At 40.3% G+C, this 21,552-nt stretch carries 19 protein-coding genes; 7 read left to right on the plus strand and 12 right to left on the minus strand.

Annotated features, from left to right (window positions below; all coding sequences use genetic code 11):
* Positions 1-86: 86 nt before the first annotated feature.
* From I6E72_RS04905 to lrp, 8 genes are all read right to left on the minus strand, one after another.
* Positions 87-374 carry a hypothetical protein gene (locus tag I6E72_RS04905; RefSeq protein WP_197111256.1) on the minus strand — a complete coding sequence of 96 codons (288 nt, stop codon included), beginning with the start codon at positions 372-374 and terminating at the stop codon, positions 87-89.
* A gap of 107 nt (positions 375-481) precedes the next feature.
* Positions 482-1,000: an SUKH-4 family immunity protein gene (locus I6E72_RS04910; RefSeq protein WP_197111258.1), complete on the minus strand. Its 519-nt coding sequence runs from the start codon at positions 998-1,000 to the stop codon at positions 482-484.
* A 405-nt stretch (positions 1,001-1,405) separates the two neighbouring features.
* On the minus strand, positions 1,406-2,710 hold the full coding sequence (serS, locus tag I6E72_RS04915) for a serine--tRNA ligase (protein ID WP_182769899.1): 1,305 nt from the start codon (positions 2,708-2,710) through the stop codon (positions 1,406-1,408).
* Positions 2,711-2,719: 9 nt separating this feature from the next.
* Positions 2,720-3,100, minus strand: a complete 381-nt coding sequence (gene crcB / locus I6E72_RS04920; RefSeq protein WP_021032117.1) for a fluoride efflux transporter CrcB — start codon at positions 3,098-3,100, stop codon at positions 2,720-2,722.
* A complete protein-coding gene (locus tag I6E72_RS04925; protein WP_197111260.1) occupies positions 3,093-4,436 on the minus strand; it encodes a replication-associated recombination protein A in 1,344 nt (447 codons plus the stop codon). Before I6E72_RS04925 ends, crcB begins: the two co-directional genes overlap by 8 nt.
* Positions 4,429-5,061 carry an outer membrane lipoprotein chaperone LolA gene (lolA, locus tag I6E72_RS04930; protein WP_197111262.1) on the minus strand — a complete coding sequence of 211 codons (633 nt, stop codon included), beginning with the start codon at positions 5,059-5,061 and terminating at the stop codon, positions 4,429-4,431. The genes I6E72_RS04925 and lolA overlap by 8 nt, the downstream gene beginning before the upstream one ends.
* Positions 5,061-7,556: a DNA translocase FtsK gene (locus I6E72_RS04935; RefSeq protein ID WP_197111269.1), complete on the minus strand. Its 2,496-nt coding sequence runs from the start codon at positions 7,554-7,556 to the stop codon at positions 5,061-5,063. Before I6E72_RS04935 ends, lolA begins: the two co-directional genes overlap by 1 nt.
* Before the next feature lie 173 nt (positions 7,557-7,729).
* Complete coding sequence (gene lrp, locus I6E72_RS04940) at positions 7,730-8,209, minus strand: leucine-responsive transcriptional regulator Lrp (RefSeq protein WP_007582985.1); 480 nt, start codon at positions 8,207-8,209, stop codon at positions 7,730-7,732.
* A gap of 142 nt (positions 8,210-8,351) precedes the next feature.
* Between lrp and ald the strand changes: the two genes are divergently transcribed.
* Positions 8,352-9,473 carry an alanine dehydrogenase gene (ald, locus tag I6E72_RS04945; RefSeq protein WP_010552621.1) on the plus strand — a complete coding sequence of 374 codons (1,122 nt, stop codon included), beginning with the start codon at positions 8,352-8,354 and terminating at the stop codon, positions 9,471-9,473.
* A gap of 119 nt (positions 9,474-9,592) precedes the next feature.
* Here ald and pssA read toward each other — a convergent pair whose 3' ends face one another.
* Positions 9,593-10,918, minus strand: a complete 1,326-nt coding sequence (gene pssA, locus I6E72_RS04950) for a CDP-diacylglycerol--serine O-phosphatidyltransferase (RefSeq protein ID WP_007585102.1) — start codon at positions 10,916-10,918, stop codon at positions 9,593-9,595.
* A gap of 287 nt (positions 10,919-11,205) precedes the next feature.
* Between pssA and trxB the strand changes: the two genes are divergently transcribed.
* The 4 genes from trxB (at position 11,206) to infA (ending at position 13,976) form a co-directional block, all read left to right on the plus strand.
* Positions 11,206-12,156: a thioredoxin-disulfide reductase gene (gene trxB, locus I6E72_RS04955; protein ID WP_197111270.1), complete on the plus strand. Its 951-nt coding sequence runs from the start codon at positions 11,206-11,208 to the stop codon at positions 12,154-12,156.
* 97 nt (positions 12,157-12,253) lie between these two features.
* Positions 12,254-12,970, plus strand: a complete 717-nt coding sequence (aat, locus tag I6E72_RS04960; protein ID WP_010552619.1) for a leucyl/phenylalanyl-tRNA--protein transferase — start codon at positions 12,254-12,256, stop codon at positions 12,968-12,970.
* On the plus strand, positions 12,963-13,667 hold the full coding sequence (locus tag I6E72_RS04965; protein WP_010552618.1) for an arginyltransferase: 705 nt from the start codon (positions 12,963-12,965) through the stop codon (positions 13,665-13,667). The genes aat and I6E72_RS04965 overlap by 8 nt, the downstream gene beginning before the upstream one ends.
* Positions 13,668-13,757: 90 nt before the next feature.
* The gene (gene infA / locus I6E72_RS04970; protein ID WP_002962494.1) at positions 13,758-13,976 is read left to right on the plus strand and encodes a translation initiation factor IF-1; all 219 of its coding nucleotides are present in this window, start codon (positions 13,758-13,760) and stop codon (positions 13,974-13,976) included.
* A gap of 213 nt (positions 13,977-14,189) precedes the next feature.
* On the opposite strand, the gene clpA is transcribed toward infA, so the two are convergent.
* Complete coding sequence (clpA, locus tag I6E72_RS04975; protein WP_007585108.1) at positions 14,190-16,451, minus strand: ATP-dependent Clp protease ATP-binding subunit ClpA; 2,262 nt, start codon at positions 16,449-16,451, stop codon at positions 14,190-14,192.
* A gap of 68 nt (positions 16,452-16,519) precedes the next feature.
* Complete coding sequence (gene clpS, locus I6E72_RS04980) at positions 16,520-16,828, minus strand: ATP-dependent Clp protease adapter ClpS (protein WP_007585109.1); 309 nt, start codon at positions 16,826-16,828, stop codon at positions 16,520-16,522.
* A gap of 209 nt (positions 16,829-17,037) precedes the next feature.
* Between clpS and cspD the strand changes: the two genes are divergently transcribed.
* Together cspD and I6E72_RS04990 are read left to right on the plus strand one after the other, a co-directional pair.
* Complete coding sequence (cspD, locus tag I6E72_RS04985; RefSeq protein ID WP_002962500.1) at positions 17,038-17,256, plus strand: cold shock domain-containing protein CspD; 219 nt, start codon at positions 17,038-17,040, stop codon at positions 17,254-17,256.
* Positions 17,257-17,782: 526 nt separating this feature from the next.
* Positions 17,783-20,005 carry an NADP-dependent isocitrate dehydrogenase gene (locus I6E72_RS04990; protein WP_007585113.1) on the plus strand — a complete coding sequence of 741 codons (2,223 nt, stop codon included), beginning with the start codon at positions 17,783-17,785 and terminating at the stop codon, positions 20,003-20,005.
* 289 nt (positions 20,006-20,294) lie between these two features.
* Here the strand turns inward: I6E72_RS04990 and I6E72_RS04995 are convergent, their stop codons facing one another.
* On the minus strand, positions 20,295-21,542 hold the full coding sequence (locus tag I6E72_RS04995; protein ID WP_197111272.1) for an amidohydrolase family protein: 1,248 nt from the start codon (positions 21,540-21,542) through the stop codon (positions 20,295-20,297).
* Positions 21,543-21,552 lie beyond the last annotated feature (10 nt).

A 21,552-nucleotide genomic window follows, 5' to 3' on the forward strand; every position in this document is an offset into this window, starting at 1 on the left:
TTCTATGGTGAGGGATGGTGTCATGTGGGATCCTAAAATGGTTTGAAATTAGGAATTGACACCATAGTCACTTGTTATGTTTAAATTTACTCTAAACGAGTAACTATTTTTGCAACCCACTTATCAAGGTATTTACTTGGAATAAAAGCTAAAAACAAACCCAGAATAGGAAATAAACTACTGAATATTGCCGCTATAATTTTAGAACTCTCATCTTTGGTTGGAACGCCATTTATTTCAATTACAGCATTTGGATCTAATGCTGCTTGAAAGAAAACGTAGACTAATATACTTCCGACAATTATCAGTGTTCCACCGCCAAGACGACTTAAACCTACGATTACATCAACTTTTTTCTTTAATTCAGCGTCCATACTTTCCTTTAAACATAAACGCTTTGCTAAGCGGCAATAAAATAGTTGGCTAAAATTAGCGAGGAACGAGCAAAAGCCAACTGTTTTTTGTCCGTTTGAGCAACTTGTTATACGTTTTTGTGATGCAAACTACAATTGTCTGCAAGCTGTTCCCAAAGCGAATTTTTACCTAGTGCTAAAGGATCTATGTTTTTTAACTGCGTTTTAAATAATGTTACTAATAAAGGATTAACTCGCTGCTCTAGAAAAGCGTTGTTATCTTTTGAGTATACTTTATCTACCATATCTAAAAACGCATCAAGCGTTAAGAATAATTTATCCAAGTTTTCGTTAAGGAATTTTAATGACTTCCCGTCCATATTTACTTGATAAAGACTGCTTTCATTGGGCTTGATTATTATAGGCTCAGATTCTTGTCCAGCACCGATAACTAAACAATCAGGAAACTGTTGCATCGCAACATCTATATTTCCTTCCCACTCACTTGCCCATGACCAATTAGATAATAATGGGAGAAATTGTTCTTCTTCAAAATCGCCGAAGTATAAATGAGGTGAAACAAATCCCGGCAACCCTATTTTGGTAATTACATCAGCATTCTCATCAGTAATGCTTTTACCTTTCAATAAGTGCTTTGGATAAATGTGGAACTCAAAGTCAGGATGCACACTCTACCTCGAAACGTATAACAACTTTGTATCCGACATTTGTCGCTTTACAAACCGACAAATGTCCAAATATTGCGAAGCATCTAATTTAACCAGCTAATAAGGACTTGTAAACAACTAGTTAGCCGATATTTAAGTTTCCTTGATGTAGAAATACCCCAAAATGGTAGAGATCAGTAATATCGGACAAAAAAGTAATGAGCCATAAAAATAGGTGTAAGCGATATTATTAATAAGATAACTTGAATTTTTTCTTTAAGTTTTTACCTTTAACCTAAAACAAAAAAGCCGCTGTTTATTACAAACAGCGGCTTTCGTATTAAGATTTACAAGCTTAAAGCTTGCTTAACTTAAACTTGATTTTTATTGTTTACCAATTACTTCAAGTCCACCCATGTATGGGCGTAATACTTCTGGTACTACTACCGTACCATCGGCTTGTTGGTAGTTTTCTAGTATCGCTACTAGTGTACGGCCAACGGCTAAGCCTGAACCATTTAGTGTATGAAGTAACTCTGGCTTTTTAACACCTTCACGGCGAAAACGTGCTTGCATACGACGCGCCTGAAAGTCAGCCATGTTTGAACATGATGAAATTTCGCGGTATGTGTCTTGCGCAGGTAACCATACTTCTAAATCGTATGTTTTAGCTGAGCCAAAGCCCATGTCGCCCATACATAAAATTACTTTACGGTACGGAAGTTCTAATGCTTGTAGTATTTGCTCTGCGTGACCTGTTAACTCTTCAAGCGTTGCCATTGAGTCTTCAGGTTTTACAAGCTGTACAAGTTCAACTTTATCAAACTGATGCTGACGAATTAAGCCACGTGTATCGCGGCCATAGCTGCCTGCTTCACTTCTGAAACACGGAGTGTGGGCAACTAAGCGAATTGGTAAATCGCTTTCATCGTAAATTTCGTCGCGTGCGCTGTTTGTAAGCGGTACTTCAGCTGTAGGAATTAAGCTAAAGCCAGCTTGTTGTTCGCCGTCGTCGTTTACAAGGCCTAATGTGTGGAATAAATCGCCCGCAAATTTAGGTAGTTGGCTCGTGCCGTAAAGGCTTGCACTATTTACTAAGTACGGTACATACATTTCTGTATAGCCGTTTTTATCAGCATGTGTATCTAGCATAAATTGCGTTAGTGCACGGTGCATACGCGCTACTTGGCCGCGCATTACAGTAAAGCGTGCGCCACTAATTTTAACGCCCATTTCAAAGTCTAAGCCGTTTAGGTCTTGCCCTACATCTACGTGGTCTTTAACTTCAAAATCAAACTTTTTAGGTGTGCCCCACGTTAAAATTTCAACGTTGTCGTCTTCGTCTTTACCTTCAGGTACTGACTCGTCTGGCAAGTTTGGAATTGCTAAAGCAATGTCGTTAATTGCGGCTAATACTTCATCTTGCTCTGTTTTAGCGGCGTCTAGCTCACTGCCTAAGTTAGCCACTGCATCAAGTAATGGCTGTGCGTCTTCGCCTTTAGCTTTGGCTTGACCAATTGCTTTTGCGCTTGCATTACGTTGACTTTGAAGTTCTTGCGTTTTTACTTGTAATGTTTTGCGTTTTTCTTCAAGTGCCGTTACCGTCGCGACATCGAGTTCGTAACCGCGAGCTGCTAAACGTGCTGCAGTTTGTTCGATGTCTTGACGTAAAAATTTAGAATCTAACATGTTAGTTTTTTAACCTTTTTGCATTACTAGCTGAAGGCCCAGCCAAGCCATAAAAATACACACCATCACGTTTAAGATGATATTGAGGGCCATTTTAATAAAGTGACCTTGTTGTAATAACAACAACGAGTCCATTGAGAATGTTGAAAAGGTGGTTAATGCACCTAAAAAGCCAATACCGATAAGGGTTTTAGCGGGGCTTGCGGTGATAATTTCTTTATCTATCAAACCGTACAAAATGCCCATTAACAATGAACCCAGAATATTAACCGTCAACGTGCCAAAAGGGAATCCCCTACCGAGGAGTTTTAGCATGCTTTCGCTAATAAAAAACCGTAAACACGCACCTGAGGCTCCGCCAAGGGCGATCATCATATAAAGTTTAATCATTTTCGTATCGTTTAAGTGGGCTTTGCGCATCGCGCTCTTTTAGGTAATCGAGTTTTTGTTTGATTTTTTGTTCAAGTCCGCGCTCGCTCGGTAAGTAATATTCTTTACCGTCCATTTCTGGTGGTAAATATTTTTCACCTGCGGCAAATGCGCCTTCTTCATTATGCGCATAACGGTACTCAGCGCCATACCCTAAGTCTTTCATTAAATTAGTTGGGGCATTACGTAAATGCTCTGGCACTGGGTAACTTGGTTCGTTTTGAGCGTCTGCTTTGGCTTGATTAAACGCCATATACACCGCATTACTTTTGGGTGCGCTGGCTAAGTACAATGTGGCTTGTGCAATTGCACGTTCTCCTTCGCCAGGGCCTACTCGCTGAAATATATCCCACGCATTTAAGGCCACTTCCATCGCGCGCGGATCGGCGTTACCTATATCCTCTGTTGCAATGGCAAGTAAACGCCTTGCTACATACAAAGGGTCGCCACCACCGGCTAAAATTCGGCAATACCAATACAGTGCGCCGTCGGGGGAGCTACCTCGTACTGATTTATGAAAGGCTGATATTAAATCGTAAAATTCATCGCCGCCTTTATCGTATTTAGCTAAATGCGTTGGTAACACTTGGCTAAGTACGTGCTCGTCTACGTTATATTGACCGTCTTGCTCGGTTGTTAAATCAACCGCTTGTTCAAGTAAATTAAGTACTTTACGCGCATCGCCGCCACTTGCTTGGCATAGTGCCTTTTTAGCGTTGTCGGCAATTGTGATATGCTTTTGGCTTAACTGCTCGTCTTGTTTAAGTGCACGTTCTATTACGGTATATAAGTCGGCATCGGCAAGCGATTTTAAAACATACACGCGTGCACGCGACAATATAGCGTTATTAAGGGCAAACGATGGGTTTTCGGTGGTTGCACCTACAAATATAAAGGTGCCGTCTTCTATGTGCGGTAAAAACGCATCTTGCTGAGACTTATTAAAGCGATGAACCTCGTCAACAAACATAAGGGTGCGTTGGCCACGGCTTTCTAGATTATCGCGCGCTTGCGTTACGCTGTCACGTATATCTTTTACGCCTGCGGTTACCGCCGACATTTGAATAAGTGAGGCATCAGCATGGTTGGCAATTATTTGCGCAAGTGTTGTTTTACCTACACCCGGTGGGCCCCATAAAATTAAACTATGGCATCGCCCCGCGACAATGGCTTGATGCAGTGGTTTATCAGCACTTAATAAGTGTTGCTGACCAATGTACTCGTCAAGCGTTGTGGGGCGCATACGCGCGGCAAGTGGGCGTACATCTGGCCCAAAGTTAAAACCTAAATTACTCACCGTTGCTCTGATCGTCTATTTCAACACCTTCAGGAGGCGTAAATTCAAAAGTACTTTTATCAAGCGGCGTATTAACTTGGGCATTGTTAAACGTAAATGACGATAGCTGCCCTGAGTTGTCGGTAACGACTAGTTTAGCAAGGCCTTGCTCGTTACCCGCACCTGAAAACGCTATATCAAGTTGTTCTACTTGGCTTTCTACACCTTTATTTGGCGTTACACTAAAGCCTGTATTTGTTGCAAGTACGCTGTATTTTTCCCACTGTGCTGGGTCTTTTGATGTAAGTAGCACAAATGGTGTTGAGTCGATTAGGCTGCTGGTTTTCATAATCGTTACTTGCTCAGCAAAGCTATCGAAGTAATATGTTTTATCGCCGTTTGATACAAATAATGTATCGTCTGGGTTTGTTTGCTGCCAGCGAATCATCATAGGCTGTTGAAGCGCTATTGTGCCCTCGCCTTGCATAACCGCTTGGCCTTCTTTGTCTGTTACTTTTTGTGCAAACTGCGCTTTAAAGCTTTTTAAAGTAGCAAGTCTGTCTTGTAATGCTTGGCTGTCATCAGCAAAGCTTGGTGCGGCAAGTACGCTGCCTAACACTAATAATAAGGCGTTAAATTTTTTCATTAATTTGCTCCATTAGGTACTAATACATCGCGAGCGCCGTTATGACCTGGTGAACTCACGATACCCGATGTTTCCATTTGTTCTACTAAACGTGCCGCGCGGTTATAGCCAACACGTAATTTACGTTGCACTGACGATACCGATACCTTGCCGGTTTCAATTACAAACGATACGGCTTCGTCGTATAACGGATCGTTCTCTTCGTCTGCATTTTCGCTTGCTTCACCTGGCAATAAAATATCTTCACTGGCATCACCATTGAGTATTTCATCAACGTAATTTGGCTTAGCACGCGCTTTCCAATCGTTTACGACGGCATGTACTTCATGGTCGTCTACAAACGCGCCATGCACACGCTCTGGTACACTAGTGCCTGGTGGTAAATAAAGCATATCGCCCATACCCAGTAAGTTTTCTGCGCCTTGTTGGTCAAGTATCGTGCGCGAGTCTATTTTACTTGATACCTGAAACGCCATACGCGTTGGTATATTTGCTTTAATTAAACCGGTTATTACATCTACCGAAGGGCGCTGCGTTGCCAGTATTAAATGGATACCTGCCGCACGTGCTTTTTGGGCTATGCGGGCAATCAGCTCTTCTACTTTTTTACCAACAATCATCATCATGTCGGCAAACTCGTCAATTACTACAACAATACTTGGTAACTTACCAAGTTCTTCCGGGCCATCTTTCATGCCATCGGTGTCTTTAAATAATGGATCAAGAATCGGGTAACCCGCTTCATTGGCTTCAAGCACTTTTTGGTTGTAACCTTTTAAGTTACGCACACCCAATGCTGACATTAATTTATAACGACGTTCCATTTCGCCCACACACCAACGCAGTGCGTTAGCGGCTTCTTTCATGTCGGTGACTACTTCACACAATAAATGCGGAATGCCTTCGTATACTGATAGCTCAAGCATTTTAGGGTCAATCATAATCATACGTACATCGTCAGGGCCCGATTTGTAAAGCAAGCTTACTATCATGACATTAACGCCCACTGATTTACCTGAACCGGTTGTACCGGCCACCAGTAAGTGTGGCATTTTACCTAAATCAGCACATACAGGCTGACCGGCGATATCTTTACCTAGAACCATGGTAAGTGGCGATGGGTTTTGCTCGAATTTAGGTGCGTTTATTACTTCCGACAAACGTACTATTTCGCGGTGTTTATTAGGAAGCTCAATACCAACATATGTTTTACCCGGTATAACTTCTACAACACGCACACTAATTGCCGAAAGCGAACGGGCTAAATCTTTTGCTAAACCTGTAATTTTAGACACTTTAATACCTGGCGCTAAATCTAGCTCAAAGCGTGTAACAACAGGGCCTGGGTATACCGCTACAACTTTAGCTTGTACGTTAAAGTCCAGTAGTTTTGTCTCTACTAGGCGCGATACTGTATCGAGCTCTTCTTGCGAAATTGGGTTTTTGGCTTTGTCCGGTCTGTCGAGTAAATCGAGCGACGGTAATGGCCCCGGTGGTGGTTCTTGCGTTAATAATTGCTCAAACTTCTCTTTAGCCGTTGGCGGTGGTTGATATTGCGCTTTTGATTTAGGCATTGGTCTTGCTGGCGATACCACTGTTGTAACTGGTTTTTCTGGCTCTACAACTGGGCTTTGATCAAGCGCGTTTAATGCAGCGGCCGTGTCCATTGGTTCGTCGTCTATGGCGCTAAAGCCAATTTCTTGATCGAGTATGTCGTCAAGCTCGTCAAACGGCATAAAATCGTCACTAATTTGTGGCTCGCTAAATGGCGTTTGCGGTTTATTAATTGCTTTTTGTTTATCTGCTTTTTTAGTTGATGTAGGCAGCTCTATTTGCTCTTTTATATCGTCTTCAAAATGGGCGTCTACTTCATCGTGATTATTTGCTTTGCCCGCAGCGTGTTCTCGGTGCATCCAACCTTTTGCGTACGATACAATAAAGCGGTAAAACCTAACCATTAAATCGCCAAGGTAATCTACAAAATCAACCCACGATACACCCGTTAATAAGGTAAGCCCGGCAAAAAAGAAACACAGCAATAATATAGATGTACCGGTAAAGTTAAACGCAGGCATCATGGCTGATGCAATAACATCGCCCACTACCCCACCAGAGGAAAAGTTATAAATATCGTCAAAATTGATACTACTAATAGCGGTAGCTGAGGTAATAAATAAAGCAAAACCAATAACACGCAGCGCTAAGGTGGTGTAATCAAGCTGTAAAATGCGGTGAGGTTGTTTAAATAGCAAGTAGCCAAATAGCTGAATGGCCGCTGGCACTAAGTAAGCCAACCAACCAAAGGTGAGTAATAAAATGTCGGCTATCCATGCACCGGCTGCTCCTGTGATGTTGCTTACTTCGCTAAAACTAGTTTGCGACCATGCAGCATCTGCTGGATCAAAGCTGATCAAGGCACATAAAATAAATATTGCCGTAAAGGTGCTGATAATCAGCCCTGTTTCTAATAGTCTTTGCACACCGTTTAGGCGCATAGTTCCCTATTCCTCTTTATTATTCTATTTTTATTCACACTTACTTAGCAGTGAAATACCTTAGCAGGAAATGCAATTTGTTGCACTTTATCTTAACCTTGATGGCCTGATTATGAACAAGTTTTTATAATTTGAGCTTATATAAGCAAATGACGCAGCTAATATAAATAACCTTAAGTAATATAAGGACGAATAATTACGCCTTCTTCACCTTTTACTTCTTCCATTACTACATAAGTTCGGCTTTCACTAACGTTAGGCAATTTTAATAATATGTCACCTAATACACCACGGTATTCTGACATATCATTTACGCGCGTTTTAAGTAAAAAATCAAAATTACCCGATACTAAATGACATTCGATAATTTCTTCGTGCTTTTTAACGGCCGCACTAAACTCATCAAATACGTCGGGAGATGTTTTAGTAATTGTTACTTCTACATACACCGATAAACCTTGCCCAAGCTTAGCTGGATCGACCACTGCTTTATAGCCAAGTATGTAGCCTTCTCGTTCTAGCTTTTTCACTCGCTCCAGACAGGGCGTGGCGCTTAGGCCAACTCGTCTGGCCAGTTCAACGTTTGAAAGGCGTCCATCGTGCTGTAATTCCATTAAAATTTTACGGTCAATTCTATCTAATAACTGATGCATAGTGCCAACTAGTTTTTTATGCTGTTTATTTTTGTTATATAGATGATAACACTAGATTTGACTTTAAAAAAGGTGAGACACACGGGCTTATGATGAATATAATAGTGAAAAATGTTAATCCGTTCTTAATAAGGCAAATGATATGATTATTGGTGTTCCTAAAGAAATTAAAAACCATGAATACCGTGTAGGTATGGTTCCTGCGAGTGTTCGTGAATTAGTAAACCACGGTCATCAAGTGATTGTAGAAACTGATGCAGGCATGGGTATTGGTTTTACTAACGAAGATTACACGCTAGCGGGTGCTGAGATTTTAGCAACTGCTGCTGACGTTTTCGCTAAAGCAGACATGATTGTAAAAGTAAAAGAGCCACAAGCTGTTGAACGTGCAATGTTACGTGAAGACCAAATTCTTTTCACTTACTTACACCTTGCACCTGATCTTCCACAAACTGAAGACCTTGTAAAAAGCAAAGCTATTTGTATTGCATACGAAACTGTAACTGACTCTCGCGGTGGTTTACCACTTCTTGCTCCTATGAGCGAAGTTGCTGGTCGTATGTCTATTCAAGCTGGTGCACAAGCGCTAGAAAAATCTAACCACGGTCGTGGCATGCTACTAGGTGGCGTACCAGGCGTTGAAGCAGCTAAAGTTGTTATCATTGGCGGCGGCATGGTTGGTCGTAGTGCAGCGCAAATGGCTGTTGGTCTTGGTGCTGAAGTTGTCGTTCTTGACCGTAACATCGACGTATTACGTGCACTAGACGCGCAATTTGGTAATAAAGTTAAAGCTATTTACTCAACTGCTGATGCTCTAGAAAAACACGTACTAGAAGCTGATTTAGTAATTGGTGGCGTACTAATCCCAGGTGCAGCTGCACCTAAACTAGTAACTGCTGAGCACATTAAAGCAATGAAACCTGGTTCTGCAATTGTTGACGTTGCAATCGACCAAGGTGGCTGTATTGCTACTTCTAAAGCAACTACGCATGCTGATCCTACTTTCATCGTTGATGAAGTTGTTCACTACTGTGTTGCTAACATGCCAGGTGCTGTTCCACGCACATCTACGTTTGCACTTAACAATGCAACATTGCCTTTCATCATTAACCTTGCAAACAAAGGTTATAAAAAGGCGCTACTAGATGACGCTCACTTCTTAAAAGGCTTAAACGTAATTAAAGGCCAAGTAACTTACAAAGAAGTAGCAGAAGCGTTCAACATGGAATATGTTGACCCACGCACAGCGGTAGAAAACGCATAATTTAGCGTTTTATAGTTAGGTTGGTATTAAGTAATGTAGCTACCTAACTACAACCCATAAAAAAAGCAGCTAATTAGCTGCTTTTTTTGTATTTAAATTTCAGATTTATATAAGCTTATTTAGATAAAACGCTTAATTATAAAATCTACTTTTACACGCTTAGCTTGGCCTAGTAGTTTTTTAACTGGCTGCGGGTAATCATCCATTGTTTCTAAATCATCTGGGCCAGTTAAACGGCGGCAGTGTTGTAAAATTTCCTGCTTTTCGTTATCAATAGCATCCATAATTGTTTGCTCTGGATCTTCTATTAAAATACCGTTTTCGATATCAAGACCCCATGCACGCGGATTTAAGTTATGCCCGCTCAGTAAATGCTTTGTTCTATCTGAACAAATACCTTTTAAATGAAACGAATTGCTTTCATCTTTCCACAGGTACACATTTAAATTACCGTTATCGATATGACGCTTTTGCGTTTTTACAAATTTATGCAAAATAGTTTCGTATAAATAAGGTAATGCCCCTATTTTACTAAACGGCTCGCTTGGCGGTAAATAAAAGTCATTTGCTGTTTTATCGCCTACAACAATAGTCACTTGCTTGCCTTGCTTTAATAATCGGCGCAGCGATCGCATAAGCGGTGCCGGAAAATTGAAGTATGGCGTATACAACACAAGCTCTTGCTCTGTTGTATCAAATAACGCTTTTATTAAACGATTTAACTCGTTATTACGACGCCCGAGTCCTAAAAACAAACGAATACCTAATGCTTGCGTATTTAGCTGCTCTGCTGCGTTATAACTTGCGACTTTTAAATCACGCATTAACTGCTTTTGATCAAGCTTAAAGTCGTGCAAACGCTTAAGCGGTCGAGTGTCAATGCGTGGCACGGCCACTGATGAAAGTAGCTTTGTCTCAATAAAATCAACTACTGAGTCACACAGTTCGCTCTGCGTTATCAAAAAGTAACGATCGAGCCTGTAGCGCTCGTTGTATTGCAAGTACACGTTATTTAAGCTTGCGCCGCTGTAAAGTAAGGTGTCGTCAATTACAAAACCTTTTAAATGCAATACGCCAAATAATTCTTTAGCTTTTACAGGTACGCCATAAACTTGTACGCTCGATTTAAACTTTTCTAAATCGTCACAGTATAAACTTGCGTTACCGTCTGATTTATCAGCGCCAATTAATCCACGTTGCGCACGATGAAAATCCACCAGCACTTTTACCTCAAGTGCCGGGTTTGCCAATGACACACGATGCAGCGCTTCTAAAATTTCGCGACCTGCTTCGTCATCTTGTAAATACAACGCAGTAATATAAATTCGTTTTTTTGCGTTCGCTATCAAGCGTAGCAATTGCGTTCGGTAATCTTGCGCATTGGTTAAGACGTTAACGTCTTTTGAAGTCAACCCGAATGCGGGTTTTTCCTGCCAAAATAACATAGTTGCCTATTTGCTTAGGTCACATAATCTATCAGTGACAAATAAAATTAGGTAAAACATAACAAAAAAAATCAAAGGGGTCATGAAATAACGCTGTTTTGTTGCCTGTTAGTCTATTTATTGAGCTACTTAGGCATTTTAACTGTAAAAGCACAGAGCTCTAGTACACAATACTGCACAGCTTTTCGATTTGATAAAAAAAATAATCGCGGATTTTGTTTACATCTGCCTTGTTTTTCTTAGAATCGAGCGCATTAAAGACCGTATTAAACGTTTAGGAAAAAATAATGACTGAAGCAAAACATTGTAAGCTACTAATTTTAGGCTCTGGCCCAGCTGGTTATACTGCCGCAGTATATGCAGCACGTGCAAATTTAAACCCTGTTTTAATTACAGGCATTCAACAAGGTGGCCAATTAACAACCACAACTGAAGTTGAAAACTGGCCTGGTGATGCACACGGTTTAACAGGTCCTGCGTTAATGGATCGTATGAAAGAGCACGCTGAGCGCTTTGAAACTGAAATCATATTCGATCACATCAATAAAGTAGATGTATCTAAGCGCCCTTTCACACTAACTGGCGACCAAGGTACTTACACATGTGATGCATTAATCATTGCAACAGGTGCGTCTGCTAAATACTTAGGCCTAGAGTCTGAAACTAATTTCCAAGGCCGTGGTGTTTCGGCATGTGCTACGTGTGACGGTTTTTTCTATAAAGGTCAAAAAGTAGCGGTTGTTGGTGGTGGTAATACAGCGGTTGAAGAAGCGCTTTACTTATCTAACATTGCTGACGAAGTACATGTTATTCATCGTCGTGATAGTTTCCGCAGTGAGAAAATACTTGCTGACCGCCTTGCTGAAAAAGCAGCAAACGGTAACGTTGTAATGCATTACAACCGCACGCTTGACGAAGTATTAGGCGACCAAATGGGCGTAACCGGCGTTCGTATTAAAGATGCATACTCTGATGCAACTGAAGAGCTAGATTTAGCAGGTGTATTTATTGCTATTGGCCACAAGCCAAATACTGATATGTTTGTTGGTCAACTAGAAATGAAAGATGGCTACTTAGTTGTAGAGTCTGGCCTTCACGGTAACGCGACTCAAACAAGCGTAGAAGGCGTTTTTGCTGCAGGTGATGTGTCAGACCACATTTACCGTCAAGCAATCACATCTGCGGGTACAGGCTGTATGGCTGCCCTTGATGCTGAACGTTTTTTAGATAATTTATAAGCAATTAAATAAATTATTATAGGGCTGATTATTCAGCCCTTTTTTTATGCCTAAAATATAGTTACACTTTTACGATCAATTATAAAATAAGTACTGTATGAGAAATCAGCTATACCAATTAAGCGAAAACGATATAGCATTCCCCAATCCGGAATACGCATTAGAATCCCCTGATGGCTTGTTAGCAATTGGCGGAGATTTGAGTTTACCTCGCCTAAGTAATGCCTACAAAAGCGGAGTATTCCCTTGGTTTAGTGAAGATGAGCCTATTATGTGGTGGTCTCCCAGCGAGCGAGGCATTTTTGAGCTTAATGATTTTCATATAAGTAAGAGCCTGCGTAAGCATTTAAAAAAGCACCCTGTAAGAGTAACCATTAATAATGCCTTTGAAGAGGTGATAGAAGCCTGTCGCGATCAACGCCTTGATACCGATGGCACTTGGATCACCTCTGACATGCTCGACGCTTACGTTAATGCACACAATGCTGGCATTGCACATAGTTTAGAGGTGTGGAGTAACGGAGAGCTTGCAGGTGGCTTATACGGCATTATGCAAAATGGTGTTTTTTGTGGCGAGTCTATGTTTCATCATCAAACCAATTGTTCTAAGCTTGCTATGTGGGCACTGGTAAATTGGCTTAAACGCCATAATGCACATTTTATTGATTGCCAGTTAGAAAACCCTTATTTAATGACCCTAGGTGCACAAGTAATCCCCCGTTCCACATTTTTGACTAAACTAAAAGCGGCACATAACTATACTGTTAACCCTATTATGTGGGAGCCACAAGAACTTGACGCAATCTATGAATGAGCAACTTCCTGCACGTGTTGGTTTAACCCAAGAGTTTGACTGTAGTTATTTACCCAACAGACAAGAACAACTTTTAGTTATTCTTGATCCCAGTTGCTACAGCACCGATAAATTTGAGTCATTATTAGGCTTGGGATTTCGTCGCAGTGGTAACCAAATATACCGTCCACACTGCCCAATATGCAGCGCATGTAGTTCTGTACGTGTATTAGCACAAGACTTTATGCCCTCAAAATCGCAAAAACGTAAACTAAACAAAGCAAAAACACAGTTTGAGGTAAAATATTCAACGCAAGAGCGACCTGAATACTATCCACTTTATAGCAAGTACATAACGATGCGTCATCAGGATGGAAGTATGTATCCTCCTGAAAAAGAACAGTTTCAAAGTTTTTTGCTTTGTAGTTGGCTCAAGATCACATTTATTGAACTATGGCACCAAGATACTTTAGTCGCAGTTGCCGTAACTGATTGTATGAATAGCGCTATTTCTGCAATTTATACCTTTTTTGACCCCGACTTTGAACACTATAGTTTAGGCTCTGTGATGATATTAGAGCAGCTAAAGTTTGCTAAAGAGCAAAATAAGCAATACGTGTACTTGGGCTATCAAATTGATGAATGCGACAAAATGAAGTACAAAACTCAGTTTTTACCTGCTCAAAAACAGCTCAATGATGAGTGGGTGGCTATTTAATTTGCAAATATAGCCCCTGCGCCTTTACTTATTGGAGTATTTTGGGCAAAATCTGCAGCGTTTAACTATTAAAGAGGTGTTACGCTAAACATGGCGAAAGAAGACGTAATCGAAATGCAAGGGACAGTCCTTGATACTTTACCAAATACAATGTTCCGAGTTGAGCTAGAAAATGGTCACGTAGTTGTGGCTCATATTTCAGGCAAAATGCGCAAAAACTATATCCGTATTTTAACCGGCGATAAAGTAACGGTAGAAATGACTCCTTACGATTTATCAAAGGGTCGTATCGTATTCCGTGCTCGCTAAGTAAGTGCGTAAACGAGATTTAGTTTTTGGCTAGTGTTTTACTAGCTTTAAGCGTTTATTAAATGTAATTGATAGACATTGACTAGCAATTACATTTAATAAACAAAAAGCCCAGTTTTTGCTGGGTTTTTTGTTGCCTATAAAAAGGGCAAAAAAATGGCCCGCTATTATGTAGCGGGCCATTTTATTTAACTAAATTATTTAATTAACGTTTTACGCTGGTGTTAAATTACTCTCGTAATCAAAGCGAATCTTCTTGTCTTTAACTGATACTTTAACCGTACCGCCATCAACAAGTTCACCAAACAGTATTTCGTTAGCTAATTGCTTTTTAAGCTCTTCTTGAATAACACGTGCCATTGGACGTGCACCCATTGCTTTATCGTAGCCTTTATCTGCCAACCACTCACGTGCTTTAGACGTAAGCTCAAGGTTAACTGATTTTTTATCAAGCTGCGCTTGCAGTTCCACAATAAACTTATCAACCACCAGTAAAATAACTTCACGTTCAAGGTGATTAAACCAAATGATGTTATCTAAACGGTTTCTAAATTCTGGTGAAAATACTTTATTAATTGCACCCATTGCATCGTGCGTATGATCTTGCTCTGTAAAACCAATCGACTTACGCGTAGTTTCTTGTACGCCCGCATTGGTAGTCATTACAACCACTACATTTCTAAAGTCAGCTTTACGGCCGTTATTATCGGTCAACGTACCGTGATCCATAACCTGTAGCAAAATGTTGTAAATGTCTGGATGCGCTTTTTCAATCTCATCTAAAAGTACAACAGCATGTGGATTTTTAATAACTGCTTCTGTTAATAAACCACCTTGCTCAAAACCAACATACCCTGGTGGAGCACCAATTAATCGACTAATTGCATGGCGTTCTACATATTCCGACATATCAAAACGAATAAACTCAACACCCATACATTTAGCAAGTTGCTTAGTTACTTCTGTTTTACCCACACCGGTAGGCCCTGCAAACAAAAACGAACCTACTGGCTTTTCTTCGCTCGATAAACCAGAGCGAGATAAACGAATAGCTGATGTAAGTGCGTCAATAGATTGATCTTGCCCAAACACGAGCATTTTAAGGTTACGGTCTAAGTTTTTAAGCGTTTCTTTATCTGTTGACGAGACGCTTTGCGCTGGGATACGTGCCATTTTAGATATAATTAGCTCTATATCAGCCACGCCAATGGTTTTTTTACGTTTAGAGCTAGGTTGCAGGCGCTGACTTGCACCGGCTTCATCAATTACATCAATGGCTTTATCTGGCAAGTGGCGCTCATTAATGTATTTAGCACTGAGTTCTGCAGCTGCTTTTAGTGCTTTTTGAGTGTAACGAATACCATGGTGCTCTTCGTAACGCTCTTTTAAGCCGTTTAATATTTTAGTGGTATCGGCAACACTTGGCTCAAGTACATCAATTTTTTGAAAGCGACGTACTAATGCACGGTCTTTCTCAAAAATATTTTTATACTCGTTGTAAGTTGTTGAACCCATACAACGTAGCTTACCACTTGAAAGGAGTGGTTTAAGCAAGTTTGATGCGTCCATAACACCACCAGACGCCGCGCCGGCACCGATTATGGTATGTATTTCATCAATAAATAAAATAGAGCCTGGTTCGGCTTGTAGCTCTTTTAGTAAGCTTTTAAAGCGCTTTTCAAAGTCGCCACGGTATTTAGTACCCGCAAGCAATGCACCCATATCTAGCGAGTACACAACAGCATCTGCAATTACTTCTGGTACTTGCTTATTAACAATGCGATACGCAAGGCCTTCAGCAATTGCTGTTTTACCAACGCCCGCTTCACCAACAAGTAATGGGTTATTCTTTTTACGACGACACAATACTTGTACCGTGCGCTCTACTTCGCTGTCGCGTCCGATCAGTGGATCAATGTTACCTTCACGAGCTTGAACGTTTAAGTTAGTTGTAAAGCTGTCTAGCTTGCTTGCTTCTTCATTTTGAACTTCTTGCACTTCATCATGAATATCGTCGCTGTCGTTGCCTAATTCATCATCTGCTTTAGAAATACCATGCGAAATAAAGTTAACGATGTCTAAACGCGATACATCATGCTTTTTAAGTAAATATACAGCTTGGCTTTCTTGCTCAGAAAAAATAGCAACTAGCACATTCACGCCAGTGACTTCATTTTTACCTGACGATTGCACATGGAACACAGCGCGTTGTAATACACGTTGAAAGCCAAGTGTTGGCTGAGTTTCACGCTCTTCTTCTAAATCTGGAATGACGGGTGTTGTTTCGTCAATAAATTCTAATAATTCGGTTTTTAAACCAGAAATATTAACACCACACGCGTTTAGGGCTTCTCCTGCAGAAGGATTATCTAACAGCGCAAGTAAAAGGTGCTCTACGGTCATAAACTCATGACGGCGAGTGCGCGCTTCACGAAACGCGGCATTTAATGTGAGTTCTAAGTCTTTGTTTAGCATTGGCAACCCCTTACTGAGATAATAATTTATACCACAACAATCGGATGTTTGATCACCCTAATTGGTATTTATTCCTGCTCACAACTACAAAGCAGTGGATGCTCGTTATCACGCGCGTAGCGGTTAACTTGTTCAGCTTTGGTGTGGGCTACGTCGGCGCTGTAAACACCACATATACCCTTACCTTTTTCATGAACCTGAAGCATCACGTCGGTTGCTCTATCGCTATCCATATTAAAAAACGTCGTTAAAACTTCTATTACAAAGTCCATCGGCGTGTAGTCGTCGTTATTTAAAACAACTTTATATTTTCGCGGCGGCTGTAGCTTTTGCTTTTCGCTGTCGCGAACTGTATCGATAACACCTGAATCTTTCATACCACTCATAATTAAATATAGTCTTGTCTTTGTAACTCAAGCAAACTTGAATAAAAAATAAATAAAATGTTAAAAAAATAACTCAAAACACTTGACTGGTTGGCTAAATAAACTACAGTCAAACGTAGATTGATTAAACCTTAGTCAGTCTAGCAAATAATACAATTTAGAATAACTAAATTAGTCAACTTATTGAAGGATGTAGAAGTATGGCTTGCGGTAAAGTTAAATGGTTCAACAACGCTAAAGGTTTTGGTTTCATCGTAGAAGACGGCTGCGAGAATGATATTTTCGCTCATTACTCAACAATTGTAATGGACGGTTATAAAACGCTTAAAGCTGGTCAAGATGTAACATTCGAATTAGAACAAGGACCTAAAGGTCTACACGCTAAAAATATAGCCCCAGATGGTGACATTATTGAGTGACTATTGTTTTGTTCGACTAAAGCGAGTGACCTTTTAAGATCCTCGCTTAATTCCTTAAGCATACTAACTTATCTCTTCTCCCCCTATTTATTGCCTCTTTTCATTCAAATTCAACCCTTTTCCTTGAATTTATTTTATATACCCCAATGTTCTAAGAGTTGATTGTTTAACTGCTTATTGGGCATGCTCAACCTCTAGCCCTTTTTATTTAAGCTTGTTACACTCTTGGTGCTAAAAATTGCGTATTAACGCAGCAACTAATCCAACTTGTCGCCTCTTTTATATGTACTAGGCTAAAGGCTGATTTATTTTTGTTAATTTTTTAGCTATAAATACAATTCCAGTTCGTCAGGTGTGACTATTCTGCTTTTATAAAAGAGCAACGCTGAGTACCAACACCTAACAAACTATTCATTACGAGCGTATGTATTCATTAACTTGTTTAATAATATGTACTCACTCATTAGTAATGATTTTCTTTGCATTGTTGAATAAGACCTTTTCGGTCTACTATCTAGGAATGATGATGACATCAAAAATTATCTATACAAAAACGGACGAAGCTCCGGCACTAGCAACTTACTCGTTGCTACCGATCATCCAAGCATATACAAATGCGGCCGGTGTTGAAGTTGAAACTCGCGATATCTCATTAGCAGGTCGTGTAATTGCTAGCTTCCCTGATTATTTAACACAAGAACAACGCATTGGTGATGCACTTGCTGAACTTGGCGAGCTTGCTAAAACACCAGAAGCAAACATCATCAAATTACCAAACATCAGTGCATCTGTACCACAGCTTCGCGCTGTAATTAAAGAGCTTCAAGCAAAAGGTTACGCTCTTCCAGAATACCCTGTTGAACCTAAAAATGATGAAGAAAAAGCAATTCAAGCTGCTTACGACAAAATCAAAGGCAGTGCAGTAAACCCAGTACTACGTGAAGGTAACTCTGATCGTCGCGCACCAGGTTCTGTAAAAGAATATGCACGTAACAACCCGCATTCAATGGGTGCGTGGAGCAAAGATTCAGAGTCTTATGTTGCAAGCATGAGCGAAGGCGACTTCTTTGGTTCAGAAAAGTCTGTAACTGTTGATACAGCTACTGATGTACGTATTGAACATGTTGCAACTAACGGCGACGTTTCTGTACTTAAACAAAGCACGCCTCTTTTAGCTGGCGAAGTTATTGATGCATCAAGCATCAGCGCTTCTAAGCTTCAAGCTTTCTTAGCTGCTGAAATTGATGCTGCTAAAGAAAAAGGTGTTTTATTCTCGCTTCACATGAAAGCGACAATGATGAAAGTATCTGATCCAATTATCTTTGGTCACGCTGTAAAAGTATTCTACAAAGATGTATTTGCTAAACACGGTGAGCTTTTTGAAGAGCTAGGTGTTGATGTAAATAATGGTTTAGGCGATGTATATTCTAAAATTCAAACATTAGACGATGCTAAGCGCGAAGAAATTGAAGCAGACATTCAAGCTGTTTACGCTAGCCGCCCTGCTATTGCTATGGTTGATTCTGACCGCGGCATTACAAACCTACACGTACCAAGTGACGTGATCATCGATGCTTCTATGCCTGCTGCAATCCGTTCAAGCGGTCAAATGTGGAATAACGATGGTAAATTACAAGACACTAGCTTTGTAATTCCAGATCGTTGTTACTCAGGTATTTACCAAGCAACTATTGATTTTTGTAAAGTGAATGGCGCGTTTGATCCAACAACTATGGGTAGCGTACCTAACGTTGGCCTTATGGCTCAAAAAGCTGAAGAATACGGTTCACACGATAAAACGTTTGAAGCTAAAGCAGATGGTTCTATCCGTGTTGTTGATGCAAATGGTAATACATTACTTGAGCACAGTGTTGAGCAAGGCGATATTTGGCGCATGTGTCAGGTTAAAGACGCACCAATCCAAGATTGGGTTAAGCTTGCAGTAAATCGTGCACGCGCAACAGGCGTTCCAGCTATTTTCTGGTTAGACGAAAACCGTGCACATGATGCAGAGCTAATCAAAAAAGTAAATAAATACCTACCAGATCACGATACAGCTGGCCTAGATATTCAAATTTTAGCACCGCTTGAAGCAACATTGTTCTCACTAGCGCGTATTAAAGAAGGTAAAGACACTATTTCTGTAACAGGTAACGTTTTACGTGATTACCTTACAGATTTATTCCCAATTTTAGAGCTAGGTACGAGTGCTAAAATGCTTTCAATTGTTCCACTTATGAACGGTGGTGGATTATTTGAAACTGGCGCAGGTGGTTCTGCACCTAAGCATGTTCAACAATTCGAAAAAGAAAACCACTTACGTTGGGATTCTTTAGGTGAATTTTTAGCACTTGCTGCATCTCTTGAGCACCTAAGCGTAACTACGGGTAACAACAAGGCACAAGTTCTTGCTGATACGCTAGATAAAGCGACTGGTACTTTCTTAGCAGAAAACAAGTCTCCTTCACGTAAAGTGAAAGAAATTGATAACCGTGGTTCTCATTTCTTCCTATCTTTATTCTGGGCACAAGAACTTGCTAAGCAAAATGATGACAGTGAACTTAAAGCACAGTTTACTCAAATTGCTAGCGACCTTGAGTCTAATAAAGAACAAATCGTAAGTGAACTTAACGATGCGCAAGGCCCTGCAGTTGATTTAGGCGGTTACTTCCAGCCTAACGATGATGCAGCCTTTAAAGCGATGCGTCCAAGCACTACATTTAACGATATTCTTGCTAAATTAGTATAAATATTGGTTTAAATTTAAAAGCCGCTTACTTGTAAAAGTAAGCGGCTTTTTTATGTCTAAATTTTACAAACAAAAAGGCCGCTATTTATAAAATAGCGGCCTTTGAATAATTAAATTTATTTATTTAATTAATTATTTAGTATCATACCAATTCGCTTAATTAAGTGATCAACTTTGAGGCAAGAAAATCTTGTCGATAACAAGGCAAAAATTTCGTTATTTAGTTGCTCTATATCAGAAATTTTTAACGCAGTTACCGTCAGATTTAATCCCTCAAATTGATTAAGTATTATTGCGGGTTGGTATAAGCACGTGGCATTTTTGAATCAGTCGTATAACGGTCACGCAGTTTATCTTGGCGAGATTGTGTAGATACCTCAACCCCATTAATAAACATTTTGCTCACGTGGCTGCTTAGTTCAAACGGGTCATTACTCCACATTACTACATCAGCAGCTTTACCTACTTCAAGACTACCTGCATTAATGCCAAATACATCAGCAACGTTTGATGTAACCGCTTTTAACGCACCTTCTTGGCTCATACCATACGATACTGCATTACCAGCATCAAAACGCAGCTGATAAATGTTGTGACTTGCATCACCACCTACCGTTAATAATACTTTAACGCCTGCTTTTTCTAGCACACCTGCATTATCTAAACTCGCATGAAGCGAATCAAAACTTGCTGGTAAGCTGTCCATTGCACTAATAATTACTGGGATATTTGCTTTAGCAACGCGCTCTTTTACTACAACAGCGTCTTGTGCGCCGTTAAGTACTAAATTAATGCCAAATTGCTCTTTTACTTTAATGAGCTCAATAATATCTGCAGCACGCGAAACGCCAACAACTAATGGCATTTCGCCACTAAGGACTTTCACCATTACTTTGTCTTCAGCACTTGGTTTGTCGTCATCTTTTTTAGCTTTTTTACCGGCTTTCGTTTTGTGCTCATCAAGTTTATTAATAAGTGTTTGCAAAGTAAAAGCACGAGAGCCTTTACTACGCTCACCTAAATAAACAACTAGAGCCGCTTGTTTTTGCATTTCGCTATCAAAACTACCACTTAAATCAACAACACTAGCAAGGCCTGAAAAAATGCTATCGCCACCATGAGGGGTAATTACATCGCGTGTTACGCCGCCTTTACGAGCGTAAGGAATTAAGCTCGAATGCGCGTTGTAAGCAAGACTTACGTCAAAATCAATACCGGCTTTTTCCTCGCCTGCATCGCGAGAGCCCGCAACTGCACTAACTTCAACTAAACCAAGTTGATTTACACTGGCAATAAAACCGGGTGTTACAATTTGACCTTTTGCATCAATAACTTTATCGGCTATAACTTCAGCTGGGTTAATTGCTGTAATTTTTCCATCTGTCATTACAATGCTTGCCGCTTCTAAAACACCTTGATCAGAAGACGTATGTAATGTTGCATTAATAATTGCTAGCGATTGTGCGCTTACAGCACCAGATGCTAATAATCCTGCAGCAACCAGAGAAAGCGAAAACGAACGTGATAAATTTTTCATTCTGGATGCT

Origin of the sequence: Pseudoalteromonas sp. NSLLW24, assembly GCF_015864725.1 — a bacterium.
GTDB lineage: Bacteria > Pseudomonadota > Gammaproteobacteria > Enterobacterales > Alteromonadaceae > Pseudoalteromonas > Pseudoalteromonas arctica.